This is a genomic window from Rossellomorea aquimaris (assembly GCF_000935355.1).
In the GTDB taxonomy this organism is placed as follows: domain Bacteria; phylum Bacillota; class Bacilli; order Bacillales; family Bacillaceae_B; genus Rossellomorea; species Rossellomorea aquimaris_B.
This window is the reverse complement of record NZ_JXZC01000002.1, coordinates 15,359-31,135: the sequence shown is the minus strand read 5'-3', so window position 1 is coordinate 31,135 and position 15,777 is coordinate 15,359. Positions and strand designations below refer to the sequence as shown.

Annotated in this window: 14 protein-coding genes and 1 tRNA gene; 9 read left to right on the top strand and 6 right to left on the bottom strand. The window is 39.8% G+C overall.

Going from position 1 to position 15,777, the window contains the following annotated elements:
* Positions 1-455 precede the first annotated feature (455 nt).
* Together TV75_RS07300 and TV75_RS07295 are read left to right on the top strand one after the other, a co-directional pair.
* The gene (locus tag TV75_RS07300; protein WP_044338088.1) at positions 456-1,565 is read left to right on the top strand and encodes an SAVED domain-containing protein; all 1,110 of its coding nucleotides are present in this window, start codon (positions 456-458) and stop codon (positions 1,563-1,565) included.
* Positions 1,543-2,820: a nucleotidyltransferase gene (locus tag TV75_RS07295; RefSeq protein ID WP_253275490.1), complete on the top strand. Its 1,278-nt coding sequence runs from the start codon at positions 1,543-1,545 to the stop codon at positions 2,818-2,820. The genes TV75_RS07300 and TV75_RS07295 overlap by 23 nt, the downstream gene beginning before the upstream one ends.
* A gap of 210 nt (positions 2,821-3,030) precedes the next feature.
* Here the strand turns inward: TV75_RS07295 and TV75_RS07290 are convergent, their stop codons facing one another.
* Positions 3,031-4,161 carry a thermonuclease family protein gene (locus TV75_RS07290; RefSeq protein WP_044338087.1) on the bottom strand — a complete coding sequence of 377 codons (1,131 nt, stop codon included), beginning with the start codon at positions 4,159-4,161 and terminating at the stop codon, positions 3,031-3,033.
* Positions 4,162-4,174: 13 nt separating this feature from the next.
* Entirely contained in the window at positions 4,175-4,936 is a 762-nt protein-coding gene (locus tag TV75_RS07285) for an SHOCT domain-containing protein (RefSeq protein WP_044338086.1), read from the bottom strand.
* Positions 4,937-5,677: 741 nt separating this feature from the next.
* Here TV75_RS07285 and TV75_RS07280 point away from each other — a divergent pair.
* The 3 genes from TV75_RS07280 (at position 5,678) to TV75_RS07270 (ending at position 7,615) form a co-directional block, all read left to right on the top strand.
* Complete coding sequence (locus TV75_RS07280; RefSeq protein ID WP_044338085.1) at positions 5,678-5,965, top strand: hypothetical protein; 288 nt, start codon at positions 5,678-5,680, stop codon at positions 5,963-5,965.
* A 223-nt stretch (positions 5,966-6,188) separates the two neighbouring features.
* Positions 6,189-6,386: a helix-turn-helix domain-containing protein gene (locus TV75_RS07275; RefSeq protein WP_044338084.1), complete on the top strand. Its 198-nt coding sequence runs from the start codon at positions 6,189-6,191 to the stop codon at positions 6,384-6,386.
* 107 nt (positions 6,387-6,493) lie between these two features.
* On the top strand, positions 6,494-7,615 hold the full coding sequence (locus tag TV75_RS07270) for a tyrosine-type recombinase/integrase (RefSeq protein WP_052504458.1): 1,122 nt from the start codon (positions 6,494-6,496) through the stop codon (positions 7,613-7,615).
* 104 nt (positions 7,616-7,719) lie between these two features.
* Here the strand turns inward: TV75_RS07270 and TV75_RS07265 are convergent.
* The 3 genes from TV75_RS07265 to nagA form a co-directional block, all read right to left on the bottom strand.
* A tRNA-Ala gene (locus tag TV75_RS07265) sits at positions 7,720-7,792 on the bottom strand.
* Between the two features lie 170 nt (positions 7,793-7,962).
* Positions 7,963-8,712 (bottom strand): glucosamine-6-phosphate deaminase, encoded by a 750-nt coding sequence (nagB, locus tag TV75_RS07260; RefSeq protein ID WP_044338083.1) that lies wholly within the window; start codon positions 8,710-8,712, stop codon positions 7,963-7,965.
* Positions 8,699-9,907 (bottom strand): N-acetylglucosamine-6-phosphate deacetylase, encoded by a 1,209-nt coding sequence (gene nagA, locus TV75_RS07255; RefSeq protein WP_301280419.1) that lies wholly within the window; start codon positions 9,905-9,907, stop codon positions 8,699-8,701. The genes nagB and nagA overlap by 14 nt, the downstream gene beginning before the upstream one ends.
* Positions 9,908-10,139: 232 nt before the next feature.
* Here nagA and nagE point away from each other — a divergent pair, with 232 nt between their 5' ends.
* Both nagE and TV75_RS07245 read left to right on the top strand, forming a co-directional pair.
* Positions 10,140-11,522: an N-acetylglucosamine-specific PTS transporter subunit IIBC gene (gene nagE, locus TV75_RS07250; protein ID WP_044338082.1), complete on the top strand. Its 1,383-nt coding sequence runs from the start codon at positions 10,140-10,142 to the stop codon at positions 11,520-11,522.
* A gap of 139 nt (positions 11,523-11,661) precedes the next feature.
* Positions 11,662-12,387 carry a GntR family transcriptional regulator gene (locus TV75_RS07245; protein ID WP_044338081.1) on the top strand — a complete coding sequence of 242 codons (726 nt, stop codon included), beginning with the start codon at positions 11,662-11,664 and terminating at the stop codon, positions 12,385-12,387.
* A gap of 41 nt (positions 12,388-12,428) precedes the next feature.
* On the opposite strand, the gene TV75_RS07240 is transcribed toward TV75_RS07245, so the two are convergent.
* Positions 12,429-13,172, bottom strand: a complete 744-nt coding sequence (locus tag TV75_RS07240) for an SIS domain-containing protein (protein ID WP_044338080.1) — start codon at positions 13,170-13,172, stop codon at positions 12,429-12,431.
* A 133-nt stretch (positions 13,173-13,305) separates the two neighbouring features.
* On the opposite strand from TV75_RS07240, the gene TV75_RS07235 reads away from it, so the two are divergent.
* Together TV75_RS07235 and TV75_RS07230 are read left to right on the top strand one after the other, a co-directional pair.
* On the top strand, positions 13,306-14,130 hold the full coding sequence (locus TV75_RS07235) for a PRD domain-containing protein (RefSeq protein ID WP_044338079.1): 825 nt from the start codon (positions 13,306-13,308) through the stop codon (positions 14,128-14,130).
* A gap of 198 nt (positions 14,131-14,328) precedes the next feature.
* Positions 14,329-15,702, top strand: coding sequence for a sucrose-specific PTS transporter subunit IIBC (locus TV75_RS07230; protein WP_044338078.1), 1,374 nt, complete (start codon positions 14,329-14,331; stop codon positions 15,700-15,702).
* Positions 15,703-15,777 lie beyond the last annotated feature (75 nt).

The window sequence follows — 15,777 nt, the reverse complement described above, 5'->3', positions numbered from 1 at the left end:
GTTTTTTATGTCTATATTATCTTCTTGTTCCATTAAAGCTCCCGCTAATGGAAGATACTGTTTCAATAAAAAATGTGATGTAAATGTTGTTTGCTGGGGTCCAATTTGCAGAAGAGCTTATAATTCTATTACCGCCATCAATATTCCAATAGCACCTAAAGTAAGGATTTGAAGTGAAAATCATTTCGCAGAATATACACCTCCTAACTATAGGCTGTTTTCACAAAGATTGTTGTTTTTAACAAGGATATGGTTCCATTTGTTTTTCGAGAGTTAAGTTCTTCCCTAAAACCGATCAAAGAAACCAAGAGGGGAAGAAGCTTGCCGGCATCAACATCGCTCATATGGAAGTATATGGGTGAACTGCTATAAACTATATGGTAGAATATATAATCATATTGTAATTTTTCCAATGGTTTTGCAATAGAATACTATATTTGAAAGGTTGAAGAAAAATGAGCTGGTTACTTCTATCAATAATAATAGGTATCATAGGATTCATATTTCTTGTTGTTAAAACTATAAACAAACAGATAGAAACTGGTTTTTCAGTAAATTTTGTAACAACGGGATTAGCACTGGTAACAGAGTCCTTCGGGACTTTTTCAGATAAAGCTTTTGCTTTGTTATCAGGCGATGAAGCAACAAATAATATCGTACAGTTGGTAACTGGATTTATCATTATTGGAATTGGCATCTGGATGTGGATGTACACCAAGAATAAACTTAGCATTCTTAATTTACTTGGAATGAAAGAAAGAAGGATAGAAGAACACAGGAAAGATGTTGGTTTAAATCGTTTTGAGTTCAAGGAGAGGGAAGTGGATTTAGGTATATATGCAAGAAAAATGAACTTAGAGCGATATGAAGAGGCAACTAATATGATAGAAATAAAAATGAAGTCATTTTATTCGGAAAATAAGGATGTGAAAAAGGGATACACCGGAACTGCACCTATCCCACTCACAATGTTTGCGGGGTACTGTGATCAAGGTGCTCCAACTGTTGAATTCTTTGAGTATCACAAACTTGACAGGAAATATATGAAGTTGGATAAATCGAAGAAAAACTTTTTTTCATCGAAAAGGACATATCCGGACTTACAACTAAGCCATCCTTTGGGTACTTTGAATCTTGAAGATGCAGAAGAAGTAGTAGTGGGTGTTAGTACGACAATTCAGATTCAGGAGGAGCAAGTTCAGCAATTTAATGCTCCTTTTATTGATGTATCGATTGAAACCCCTAAACAGAACTCGATTATGTATGAAGACCAGCTGCACGATTATAAAAAACTCATCTTTGATTTATTCGTAGAGCTGAGCGGTTATTCGAGCATAAAAAAGATTCATTTGTTGTTGTCGTGTCAAAGTAGTTTGGTTTTTGAAATCGGGAAGATCCTGACAACAGATACCTATATGGTTGAAATCATAAATTACAACTATGTTAATAATTCAGTTTCTACAGGCCCTTGCTACAACTGGGGAATTTCTTTTAATAACCAAGGGACTAGATATATCCAGTGTTTTAATGGGGGGATAGAAAATGAGCTTACTGACAATGTTTGATTTAGAAAAGAAATTTACTTCATTTTACACCGACTGCGTAAAATTGTCTGATCAAGAAATCAATTCGCTTAGAGAGAAAAAAAGAAAAAACATTGACCGGCTGAAAGAGGGTCTGTCGGAATATAACGATGAAAATGATACAGAGTATAAGATAATGGATGTTATCGAGCAGGGCAGCGTTGCGATGAGGACCGTAACACAGCACGATAAGAAGGAGTATGACATTGATGTGGCCGTGGTGTTTAATTCAAGTAATATTCCAGATGACACCAAGAAAGTTAAATCTATCATAGAAGACGCATTACAAAGGAAGTGTAAGCAATTTAAGGCATCTCCTAAAGCAAAAACGAATGCTGTCACTTTAGAATATGCTTCTGGTTATCATATAGACTTTGCCATTTACAGAAGAACAATGAATTTTTATGATAGAAATTTTGAGTATGAGCATTGTGGTAGCGAATGGAGAAGCAGGGATCCCAAGGCCATCAATAATTGGTTCAAAGAGGTTAATGATGCTTCAGATAAAAATATTAGAAGAGTAGTTAGGTTGCTGAAAATGTTCTGCAAATCAAATCCCGGATGGCTAATGCCTGGAGGCCTAGTGCAATCAATATTGGTGGCAGAGCGAATTCAAATTAGGGACCGGCTTGATGAAATGTTCTATGAAACAATCAAGTCAATAAAAGAAAGATTGGATTATAACAAAGAAATTCTCAACCCTGTAACCGGCCAATCAATTCTTTATAACAAGAAAGATGAGCAGAAGGTCAAAAATCTTTGTACACGGCTTAGCAATGGTATTGAAAAACTAGCAGTTTTATTTGATGATATTTGCACTGAAGATGATGCAATGAATGCCTGGAAGAACTTCTTTAATCATAAATTCTGGGGAGAGGATATTCAAAAATCATTTTCTGAAAATGCTATGTTGGAAGCCAGAAATGAGGAATTATTACGATTAACTGCATTGGTGAATATGGGAACAGGTGATTCTTATTCTTTAGAGGAGTTTGAAGGTAGGTTGCCAAAGGGTTGTAGTATATACTTCCAGGTAGACCCGCTCGTTCCTTATACTAAAGTGGAGTGGATTGTTCACAATTATGGGGATGAAGCGGAAGGTGATCTCTACCATAAAAAAGAAGGTCGAACAGTAGTTGAACACACCAAATATAGAGGGAATCATACGATGACTTGCAAAGTGTATGAAGGAGGAAGGGTAGTAGCCCAGAAAGTAGTACCGGTAAATATAAGATAGAAAAATGCAGGTTAAAAATTTCTGGTTCGTTTTTAGCGAGGGAATAGCAAAATGAACTTAATGTTTTGAATATAGAAAGCTCTGAGTCCTTTTCTAGACTCAGAGCTTTCTATTTAATTTCTTAAATTAGCCTGCTATTCATAATGCTATTTGCTATTTTCTCTCCCTGAACGGAACCCCTTAGAAATATTGAGAAAGGGTCTCTTAATGTTACCTTTCACACGCGTAGTTATCTTTATCTCGGTCGTGCTTAGAAGCATATGCTGGGTGATCAGATGCTACCCCGTTTGGATATTTCTTTCTAAGTTCTGTACAGTTTTGGAAGTACTCCGGTTGAGCGGTTGCAGCAGGTGCTGCTTCTGGCTCAGCAGGCGTAGTTGAACTTGAGCTCGAACTATTGGTGGAAGCTGTTGTGGTTTTCTTTTCCTCTTTAGGATCCAAATCCCCTTTGGTTGTTCCGTTTTCACCAAACGCCCAAAGCCCTGTATTATCTTCCCTTGCCTCACGAGCAAATTTCACAAAAAAATCACTGTATTTAACGTCAGGTGAGTAGGTAGAAGGTTCGGCATAACCATTCAACACCAACTGAGCATTAAACATTTTAGTGCGGATTTCTTCTTCATCCATATCATCTTGAGGAACGTCTAACCATACTATTCGTAAGTATCGATCGTAACGGTCTATATCAGATACATCCTTCTGAACCCAAACCTTTTTGCCTTCCAATTCAGTGGCTGTATACTGACTAGCCTCTTTCCCATACTCTTCAGTTCTCGTTGTTGATTCCGGCGTGTTCACTCCTACGAGCCTGATTTTTCTCCCATCTTCTAATTCAAGAGTGTCGCCATCAACTGCACGAGCAACCATTACTTCCTCTAAACCAAATTGTCCGACTAGATTTTGCCTTTTCTTTTCAGCAGCTTCTTTTTTAGCCTGTTCTTCTTCTTGCTTTTTAGCCTTCTCTTCAGCTAACTTTTTCTCTTCCTCTGCTTTCTTTTCAGCCTTTTCTTTTTCCTCTGCTTTAGCTTTTGCTTCAGCTTCAGCCTTTTCCTTTTCTTTCTCTTCCTTCTCTTCCTTCTCTGTCTGCTCACTCGCTACTTTCATATTTGTTTCATAAGTCTCAGATGGGGCTACGATCACACCAACAATCGGTAACAACAACCCAATAGCTATAAACCATCCTGGTTTCGAAAAAGTCATTTTCCCTTTTCTTTTTTGAGCACTTTGATACAACCCAAAAGTCAATACAACAAGCGCCAACCACGCCAGAGGAGTGGAGGCCGCCATTAGCAAAGTAAATAGAATAGCCACAATAGCTAAAATCCAACGCAATACTTTCATCCTTTACACCTCATTAATTTAATATTTTCTTTTTCTCAGCCTGGAATTCTTCTTCAGTTAAAATCCCTTTTTCTTTAAGTTCAGCAATCCGTTCAAGTTGTTTATATTTATCTTCACCCTGCTCACTCGAAGCAGCCTTCGCAGATGGCTTTGTTTTTGCTTTCTGAACTGGTTTGATTCTGTATTCTGCGATTTTACCGTTGACGGCACTCAAGAATGATTTAAAAGTATCATCGTCGATAATGTCATCAAACTTCTTTCTTCCGCGCCCATAATCAATAAAAAGCTCTTTTGAAGCAAAGCCGTCCCTTGCGAGCGAAATCCCCTTCATCTTGGAATACTCAAATTCTTCGATGTATTGGTTATTCCCCCGTACAAATGCGAAGATCATTTTTTCTTCAGCAGCAAACAAGAGTCCTTTGATTTCCCTTTTCTTTGTCTTGTCATACTCAGCTTGAATAACTCCTAAGACCTGTTCATCTTCTCGTAATAAATGACGTTCAACATACTGAAACACCTCTTTATGAGCCGAGTAAGTGATTTTCTTCCCCATACCAGGAGATGGCCCAAAGAATCGCTCCATAGATTTTAACTCTTCTGCTTTTCTTCTTTCCTTTTCAATACGCCTCGCTTCCCTTTTCCTATCCTGTTCTTCTTGGAAACGTTTAGCTTCTTCCTCTTTCCTTTTTTTCTTTTCAGCCTGTTCTTTCTCTCTTTTGGCCAACTCTTCCGGACTTAAATCAGTTTGACCAAGGATTTTTTTCCATAGGCTCATCCTATAAAACCTCCTTATATATTAAAATTCCTAAAAACAAAAGTTCTATAATTAGAACTTACTAAAATAGTATATTTAGGTAACATATATTTATTTTACCACAATAAAACAGTAAAATAATACCATCATAAAAACACTCGGAGGGCTTTTCCAATCATTATCGCTACATTTGTATAAAAAGGTTCCAAACTTATTCCTAAATAGTTTCTAGTTCCAAGCAAGGAATAACTTTAAATATTAGGTAGTTAGATCTTTGAGCAAAAAATCACGAAAAAAATTATGAGTTAGAACTAATTAATGGAATCGGAACTAAAGTGGAACCCTTGTTGAAATAGGTAATTAGTAATTATTGTTCATTTATTTAGTCTAGGTTCCAAGGTTCTAATTTAATTTAAGATTAAGGTTTATTAAAAAAGATAAAAATAAAAAAATAATTATTTTTTATCTAATAATCCGGAACCTTGGAACTAAAAAATATGAATGGTTCACTTTTCTTTATTTTTTGAAGAGCGATTCTCGAACGCTGGAAAGATGAATATCTCAACCGGAGTCCTATAAGAATTACATATAGCTAAGAATATTACTAAATTAGGTGCCGGACATATTCTCAGTATATGTTTTTGGATAAAAACGAAGATAATAGTAACAGATAGATAAAGGTGAGAAAGTAAGGTATTTGTTGATAAGATATTTAAATGTTATATACGCTTGGTACTAAATTAGTAAAAAGGAAGTGGCGGAATGTTAGTTCAATTTTGTATAGAGGGATTTCCTATCTTGTTTCACCAGCAAGAGTTTAAAGATATCAATCAATTCTTTCATATGAAGGAATGCAGAACGGTATTAAAGTTCTTTTCTGATGAAGGAACATATATAGAAGGTGAAATAAATAGAACTGCATTTGAGACTGTAATATCTTTAGGAGAAGATGAAAATACAGTGAGAGAACAAAGTCTAATAATTTATATTAAGGTTATTGACATAGAAATGGCCAAGCGATTTTTAAAGACAATTGTCAATATTCCCTGACTTAGAACAAAAAAAGATCAAGGCTACTGGTACAACAAGCCTTGATCTTTTTTTGATTAGTTTCAAACATTTGCATTGTACAGTTTTAAGTAATGTTCTATTTCACATCTTTAGAATTTCCTAAAAAAAATTAAACTTTTTCATTTCTTCCATTGGAAAACCCAAAACACTAAAAATATAATCAATCAGAATAATAAATATGTATTGAAGAGGAGAGGTTTAAATGAATAAAAAAATAGAAGATTATCCAATGATTTTGAAAGCAAGCGACATTGCAGAAATTTTGAGTGTTTCAAAACCAACAGCTTATGAATTAATGAATCAAAGTGATTTTCCATTAATAAAGTTTGGCCGATGCAAACGTGTATTTAAAGCGGAATTCTTTGATTGGCTTTCAAAATTACAATCTAATGTATCATAACTCTTATTGTTTTAATTTTATTCAATTAGTTTATTGAGTAATCTTCAATGGTGGTTATACTAAAAATAACCACCTCCTTACCCCGCACAGAGAATGGAGGATGAAATATGGCAGGACCAAGATTGAGAAAAATAAAGAGCGGATATTGCTATCGAGCTAGATTCAGTGATTATAAAGGAGATAAGTTTCAAAAGTATTTTAGTGGTTTTGCTAAACAAAGTGAAGCGATAGCTCATTTCGCTCAAAAAAAAATAGAGTATTTAACCCCACCCGATAACAGAGAGATAAATAAAACAAAAGAAATGTTTAACGACTACGTAGAGAGATGGTTTCAAACTTCTTATACCCGTAGTGTGGCTGAGACAACAGCGTATTCAAGTTGGTCATTAATTAAAAATCATATACTACCGTATTTCACTTCAATATTTTTTGATGAAATTACGACCCTGATGATAGATGAATTTTATGCGAAAAAGCAGGATCAAGGTCTGTCGCCCAAAACCGTGAGAGAAATACATAATCTTCTCAATCGGGCATTTGGTCAAGGGGTGAAATGGGGGGTATTGCAACAAAACCCTGTGAGTGAAGCTACTCCTCCAAAGCTACAACATAAGGAGCATTCCCTATGGACTAAAGAACAAACTGAGAAGTTCTTGAAAGTAGTCGAAGGGACAGAAAATGAAGTGTTTTATATACTTGCAATTTTCACTGGAATGAGAAGAGGTGAGATATTAGGTCTGATGTGGGATGACATAGACTTTATTCAAGGGAAGATTTACGTTTCCAGGGGATTAGTTCGTGTGAAAGAAAGGGGGTTAGTTTTAAGAGATGTTAAAACTAGAAAATCTCGTAGACAAATTTCAATTTCTCCTTTCGTCATTTCAAAATTACAAGAACATAAAGATAAGATCACAAGAATGGGAAAGTTAAATACCAAGGGAATGGTTCTTATTTCATCTACAGGAAATAATAAAGATCCTAATAATGTACTCCGTGAATTTAAGCGTATCACTAGAAATGCCTCGATCCCCAAGATTACGATACACGATTTAAGACATTTACACGCCACAATGCTACTTAAAAACGGAGAAAATCCTAAAGTAGTGTCGGAAAGACTAGGGCATAATGATGTGGGAATCACATTAGATACTTATTCTCACGTTACACCAGATATACAGAATTCCGCAGCCCTTCGTCTTGAAAAAACCTTCTTTGGAGAGAGAGAATGAATTGAAAACTTGTGCAACTATTGTGCAATATCATAAATATAGATAACTAGAAAGAAAATAAAAAAAAAAAAAGAAACCCTAGATGTATAAGGGTTTCGGGTGTATGGAGCATAGCGGGATCGAACCGCTGACCTTTTGGCTGCCAGCCAAACGCTCTCCCAGCTGAGCTAATGCCCCGTGATCGGTCAAGATTTATTATAAGAAATATTCATACTGTTAGTCAATCATTTTTTTATAATATTCTTCGTTTTATTTTAGAAATATCCCAATAATAATAAAAGCGACGAACCATTGTTCGCCGCTCTTGAGACATGGACCAAACTTAATCACTCCATATCTTCATCCTTTCATCTATTCGACAACTCTAACCCTTTCACCAGTGCCAGGGCTTCTTCATCGGCGATCACCGTTACATGGTCATGGTGATTCAGAATAGAAGCAGGAAAGTCCTCTGAGATTTTCCCTTCTACTAACTTTATCATCGCCTCTTGTTTGGCCTCGCCTGAAACTAGTAAAAGAATTTCTTTACTCTTCATGATCGATGAGATACCCATGGTAATGGCGTGTGTGGGAACGTCATCGATTGAATCAAAGTAACGGGCATTAGCCTCACGTGTAGACTCGGTAAGCTCGACAATATGAGTGTTGGATTCAAACGATGTCCCTGGTTCGTTAAACCCGATATGTCCGTTGCTTCCGATCCCCAGTATTTGAAGGTCGATCCCCCCGTGGGCGCGGATTTTTTCATCATACGCTTCGCATTCTTTTTCGGGGTCGGCTGCTTTTCCTGAAGGGATATGGGTGTTATCTGAATCTATATCAATGTGTTTAAAAAGGTTTTCATTCATGTAATGGTAGTAGCTGTTAGGGTGTTTACCGGAAAGTCCGATGTATTCGTCAAGGTTGAAGGAAGATACATGTTGATAAGACGTTCCGTTTTGTTGATGATCATGAATCAATACCTTGTAAAGCCCTTGTGGTGTTCCGCCTGTGGCTAAACCCAGTGTGACGTTTTTAGTTTTTTTTACCTTGGATAATAGATAGTCTGCAGCCACTTGACTCATTTCCTGGTAGTCTTTCACTTCAATTAGTTTCATGAGTATCATCCTCTCGAATATAGGCTATTTTCCCTTTACATATGGTTGTGTATACGTCGTTGTTTTCGTCTAATATGACGATGTCTGCATCTTTCAGGGGAGCGAGGCTTCCTTTTCGATCAAACACATTTAATTGTTTTGCCGGATTTTCAGCAGTCATTTTAACAGCACTTCTCATATCACTTGTTGTGAATGTTTGAATGTTTGTAAAAGCATCTTTCATTTTCAGGACGCTTCCCGCCAATGTGTCCTCATCCAATAAAGCCTTGCCGTCCTTAACTGTCACCATCTGTCCGCCAAGGTCATATTGACCATTCTTCAAGCATTTGGCTCTCATGGAATCAGTGATGAGGATTAAGCGCTCATCTGTAATCTGATTGAATGCTAATTGAATCACTTCTGGTCGAACGTGAATTCCGTCTGAAATCAATTCCACCATTAATTCCTGTCGTAAGAAGGAGGCACCGACAATCCCGGGCTCACGATGATGAAGGCCAGACATTTGATTAAACAAGTGAGTCACATGGGATAAGCCGGCATCGATGGCTTCCCCTACCTGATCGAAGGTTGCACCGGAATGGCCCACTGAAGCAACAATCCCATTTTCTTTTAAGTAACGGATCAATTCGTAGTCATCGTCAAGCTCTGGAGCGAGAGTGACTAATTTTATATGGTTTTGAGATAGGGCCTGCCAGTGTTTAAATGTGTCGACACTTGGCTTTTGGATTCGATTGAGAGGCTGGGCCCCTGCTTTGTCCGGATTGATGAACGGTCCTTCTAAATGGATGCCGAGAATTTCTGCCTGACCATCTCTTTGATGCTTTGACATATAGTCTGCGGTTGCCTTCAGTGCTTTTTCAATTGCATCGGACCCTTCTGTCATGGTTGTTGCAAGGAAGCTCGTGGTTCCTTCTTTCGGGAGTGTCCCGGTCATCGTATCAAGGGCTTCTCGCTTTGCATCCATTGTGTCTGCGCCATTTACTCCATGAATATGAATATCTATCATTCCTGGGACAACACTATACCCGTGGGGAAGAGTAATCACTTTATACTCTTCTGAATCGGTTAACTGGGAGCGATCACCCATTCCGGTGATCACACCATTCTCTATTTTGATAAACCCTTTTTCATAAATTGTATCTTCTGCATAGATGTTGCCATCCATAATAAGTAGTTTTTCTGTATTTGAGGTCACTGAAATCACTCCTTGAGTACTTTACAATTCTACAATACCACCAGAAAGTATAGTTGTCTATACCAGTTAGGGGATGAAGATAGATATTTATCAATTCAGATTTTTATGGAACTTTATAAGCGTATTATATTGCTAAACTTATTCTTTAAATTGGTATAGACATCTATTCCTTTTTAATGATATGATGTGTTTTGCTTAAACGCTTTCACTTGAAACAAAAGGAGAGAATAGTATGTTAGGTTTCTTACAACGAATCGGTAAATCGCTCATGCTTCCAATCGCGGTCCTACCTGCAGCTGCACTATTGCTGCGCTTGGGTCAGGATGATCTATTAGGGATCGCGTTCATGTCTGAAGCAGGAGATGCCATATTTAAAAATTTAGCTCTAATCTTTGCCATCGGGGTAGCAATCGGATTTTCGAAAGATGGAAATGGTACAGCTGGTCTGGCGGGTGCCATTGGTTATCTGGTATTAACGGGCGGGTTAAAAGCCCTTGATCCGGATTCCAATATGGCGATTTTCGGAGGGATCATCTCCGGGGTCGTGGCAGGGTTATTATATAACCGTTTCAATGATATTAAACTTCCGGCTTGGCTGGGATTCTTCGGAGGCAGACGTTTCGTTCCAATCATAACCGCTGCGTCCATGGTTGCACTCGCAGGGATATTTGGAATTGTCTGGCCGCCAATACAAAGCGGGATCAATTCCATCGGCGAATGGATCATCGGTGCCGGAGCAACGGGGGTCGGTGTGTTTGGCCTGTTGAATCGACTCTTGATCCCGGTTGGATTGCATCACGTATTGAATACACTCGTATGGTTTGAATTTGGAACATTTAAAGATGCTGCAGGAGAAATCGTGAAGGGGGATATACCACGATTCTTTGCGAAGGATCCAACAGCCGGGACGTTCCAAACCGGTTTCTTCCCTATCATGATGTTCGGTCTTCCGGCAGCTTGTCTGGCAATGATTGTGACGGCCAAAAAACCTCTGCGTGCAAATGTATCGGGAATGTTAATCGGATTAGCCGTTACTTCATTCTTAACGGGGATCACAGAGCCGATTGAATTCAGTTTCATGTTCTTATCTCCTGTTCTTTATGGAATTCATGCAGTATTAACGGCCAGTTCAATGGTCATCACATACGTACTGGGCATTCATCATGGCTTCGGTTTCTCAGCAGGTGCCTTTGATTACATCTTAAATTTCAATATCGGTCAAAAGCCTTGGTTATTATTGGGGGTAGGCATTCTTTACGGAATCATCTACTTCCTCGTATTCACTTTCTTGATCAAGAAGTTCAATTTGAAGACTCCTTGGCGTGAAGATGATGAAGATGTGGTCGTAGCAGATGAAAACTCAGGAGGAAATAGTAAATATGAAATAATGGCCTCGCATTTTCTGCAAGATCTGGGTGGAAAAGAAAACCTGGTTGTTGTGGATAACTGCGCCACACGATTACGTCTCGAAATCAATGATGTCACACTAGTAGACGAAAAAGCGTTGAAAGCTCATGGGGCGAAGGGTGTGATGAAGGTGAATAATAAAAACCTTCAAGTCATTGTAGGAACGGATGTAGAGTTTGTCGCGGACGAGCTGAAAAAGTTAAAATAAAAGGAGAGGGCAGTCTGGCTTGTCGAATGTGGCTAAAGTCCCGTCTGCTCTTTTCTATAGACGGATAATTGTCTGTTATAAACATGGTGTATGTAATAAAATAGAACATAGAACCGCTATATCGAAAGGAGAACAGTTCGTGGTTAATAAAAATTCTCCTCTTCCTTTGTATTATCAGTTAGAAGAACACCTTAAACATTTAATACAGTCTGAAGAGCTAAAACCAGGGGATGCCCTGCCGTCTGAAAGGGAGCTTGCAGAATCGTTTAAAATCAGCAGGATGACCGTGAGACAGGCGATTACCAATCTTGTGAATAAGAATGTTTTATATAGAGAAAAAGGACGGGGGACATTCGTCTCCCATCGGAAGATTGAACAAAGCCTTCAGGGATTGACTAGCTTCAGCGAAGACATGAAGAGTCGGGGACTCGAGCCTGGGAACAAATTATTGCATTTCGAAATTTCTCCGGCAAGAGAGGATATTCAGGAACTCCTTTCTTTAGAGGAAGAAGAGCTTGTGTATACTATGAAGCGAATCCGTCTAGCGAACGGTGAACCGATGGCACTGGAAACAAGTTATATCCCAGTCAGGCTGCTTCCTGGATTGAATCAGGAAATACTGGAGAAATCGCTGTATCATTATATTGAAAGCGAGCTGAACCTTCACATCAGTCATGCCACTCAATCAGTGGAAGCGGCGATTGTGACCGAAGCGGATACGAAGCATCTTAAGGTGAAGAGCGGGGAGCCGGTGCTGCTCATCCAACGGGATTCATTTCTGGAAGACGGTACCCCGTTTGAATTGGTGCGATCCATTTATCGAGCTGATAAATATAAGTTTAAAATCAACTTGGACAGACTGTAAAAAAAAGAGTAGGTGCCTTAACGGGCTCCTACTCTTTTTATCTATAGTCCTTTCGTTAACAGGGGAATCCGCTTGCGATACTTCTCAATCAACCCTACGTTATGATCATCTGCACCGTCCACGTTTCCGCTGATGAAGATAGGCGGCTCAAATCCTTCTTCCAGCATATTTTGAATGGCACCAGCCATGACTCCATTCAAAATCGCAGACCCGATGACGGTCGAAGAAGGAGAGAATGGGACTGCCACTCGTTCATCCGCCAAGACTGCATCCCCTACGACAGAGTGATTGTTAATGGCAAGATCCACTACTTCACTAAGAAACTTTCCGCTGGGGTGTCTGGATGTTTCTTTCTCTACGTAGTCAAAGGCACTGATGGATACAACAAATGCACCCTTTTCCTTCGCGAGAAGAGCAACATCGATGGGAACGGGATTTTTTCCCGAAGTGGAGAGGACAATCACCACATCATGGGACTGAATATCCTGGGCATTCATAAAATCAACTGCATACCCTTCCGCTCTTTCTAATTGCGAAGATCGTACGGCTCCTTCATGAAGCATGAGTGGTTCGATCAAAATCGGATTGATCGGAACCAGTCCACCTGCTCTGTAAAATACCTCTTCAGAGAGGATATGAGAGTGACCGCATCCGAAGAGATGGATGATGCCATCTTGTTGAATGGCAGAAGAAATCTTCCCAGCAAGCACAGTCATTTTGTCAGCTTCATTGGATTGAACAATATGTAACTTTTCCTGTATTTTTTCAAAATATGTAGAAATCATTATTTTCCCGCTTTCATTTTTTCTTTCAGCATATCATATTTCTCATGAAAATCTTTGGTCTACACACTTTACATGTTATCTTTACGCTGAATCGTGGTAACATAAGGAGTAATGAACTGTACGGAGGACATCTATGCGTATTTTTAGAATTTTAAACAACAATGCTGTTGTAGTGGTGGACGGGCCGCAGGAAAAAATTGTTATGGGGAGCGGGATCGCTTTTCAAAAGAAGCGGAATGATATCGTCCCTAAGAACAAAATTGAAAAGATTTTTGTCCTTCATGAGCAATCCTCCGAGAAATTCCAGCAGCTGCTGGCTACCTTGCCGGAGGAACATATTGAAATCGCTGAGAACATCATCAGTTATGCAGAGGGACATTTAAATGCCCCTCTCAGCGACCATATTCATATCGCACTTACGGATCATCTTTCCTTTGCCCTTGAAAGACTGCAGCAAGGGATCCCCATCCAAAATAAGCTCTTAAATGAAATCAAGCTACTTTACAAAAAGGAATATGAGGTCGGGGTGTGGGCAAAAGAAGAGATCAGGCAGAAACTCGGGATCGAAATCCCTGATGATGAGGCGGCTCATATTGCCCTTCATATTCATACGGCGAAGATGGATGCCCCTTCTATGAGCCAATCCTTGAAGCATGCAACGATCCTGAGGGATTTCGTCGAGCAGGTGGAGTCGATTCTTTCCATAGAAGTAGAAGAGTCGAGCATCAACTATCAACGATTGATCACCCATCTCCGGTTTGCGTTGAATCGGATTGAGCAGGGTGACCAGTTTGATCCCATTGATGAAGACATGCTCGAACTCATCCAGATGAAATACAAAAGGGCTTACGAGTGCTCAAAGGAAATCACAAAATATCTGCAGGAAGAATACAGCATCCGATTCCCGCCTTCAGAGGTTGCGTATATTGCCCTGCATATAGCGCGCCTCTTAAAGTAAATGGGTTGACGGTACCGTTTTCATATTGTAGAATGAACTCATCAATTTCATACAGTAGGATTGTTACTGATTTATGCAGGCAAGACCTAGAATCTTTAAGACGATAATGGTAAGCGTCACTCTTTGACCTACCTCTATCCTCTTAAGGGTACTAGGTCTTTTTTTATTGATTTTAAAGAGAAACAGGAGGGATTCATGATGAACCATCGTGAAGTAGCAGAACAGCTTGTCCCGTTATTGGGCGGCAAGAATAATGTTGTAAGTGCAACACATTGTGCGACGCGTCTGCGTCTCGTGATTGAGGACGAAAGTCAGGTAGATAAGAGCGCCATCGAGGAATTGGATGGTGTGAAAGGGGCATTCTCAAGCTCCGGTCAGTTCCAGATCATTTTTGGGACAGGGAATGTAAATAAAGTATTTGAACATTTCGGCCCTCTTGTTGGCGCGTCTATGGAAGAGAAGTCCCCAACAGGTGAGTCTCACAGTGATGCAGCAAAACGGAAGATGAACCCGTTTGCCCGTTTTGCACGTACACTCTCAAATATCTTTGTACCGATCATTCCGGCAATCGTAGCGGCAGGGATGTTGATGGGGCTGCTTGGCTTGATGAAGACCTATAATTGGGTCGATCCAGATAGCGGTCTATTCGTGATGCTGGACATGTTCTCTTCTGCTGCCTTTATCATTTTACCGATTTTGATCGGGATGAGTGCAGCGAAGGAATTTGGAGCAAATGGATACTTAGGTGCTGTCATCGGAGGGATCATGACCCACCCCGCATTACTGAATCCATGGGGTCTTGCCGATGCCCAGCCGGAAACTCTCGATTTCTTCGGATTTGGCGTTGAAATGCTTGGTTACCAAGGAACGGTTATTCCAGTACTGTTAACCGTTTATTTAATGGCAAAGATTGAAAAAGGCTTACGCAAAATTGTCCCGAACGCCATTGATTTACTGGTGACACCGTTCTTGACGGTCATCTTCACAGGGTTTACCGCCCTGCTTATCGTTGGACCACTTGGAAGAGTCCTCGGTAACGGAATCACAACGGTTCTGGATGTTGTCTACAACACCGCCGGACCTATTGCTGGATTGATCTTCGGTGGATTGTATTCAACGATCGTTTTAACCGGTGTTCACCACAGCTTCCATGCCATCGAGGCTGAGCTTTTATCAAACATCGGAGGAAACTATTTGCTGCCAATTTGGGCAATGGCAAACGTCGCGCAAGGTGGGGCAACACTCGCCGTCTTCTTTAAAACGAAAAACAAGAAAACGAAGGAAATCGCTGTGCCGGCAGCTTTCTCTGCTTTCCTCGGAATCACAGAACCGGCGATCTTCGGGGTTAACTTAAAGCATCGCCGCCCATTTATCGGAGCAGCCATCGGTGGAGCTCTTGGAGGAGCATACGTGGTATTCACACAAGTGATGGCCAACGGAATTGGATTGACGGGTATCCCGATGTTTGCGATCGCTCAAGATCCGCTAAATTATGGGATCGGATTTGTCATCGCCGTAGCAGGCGCATTTGCAGCAACCTTATTATTGGGATGGAAAGAAGAAGCAAAATAGAATTATTATCCTTACTAGTCACCTGGCTGGTAAGGATTTGCTATATTTAAAGTAGAACCGAATGTAACGAGGAGG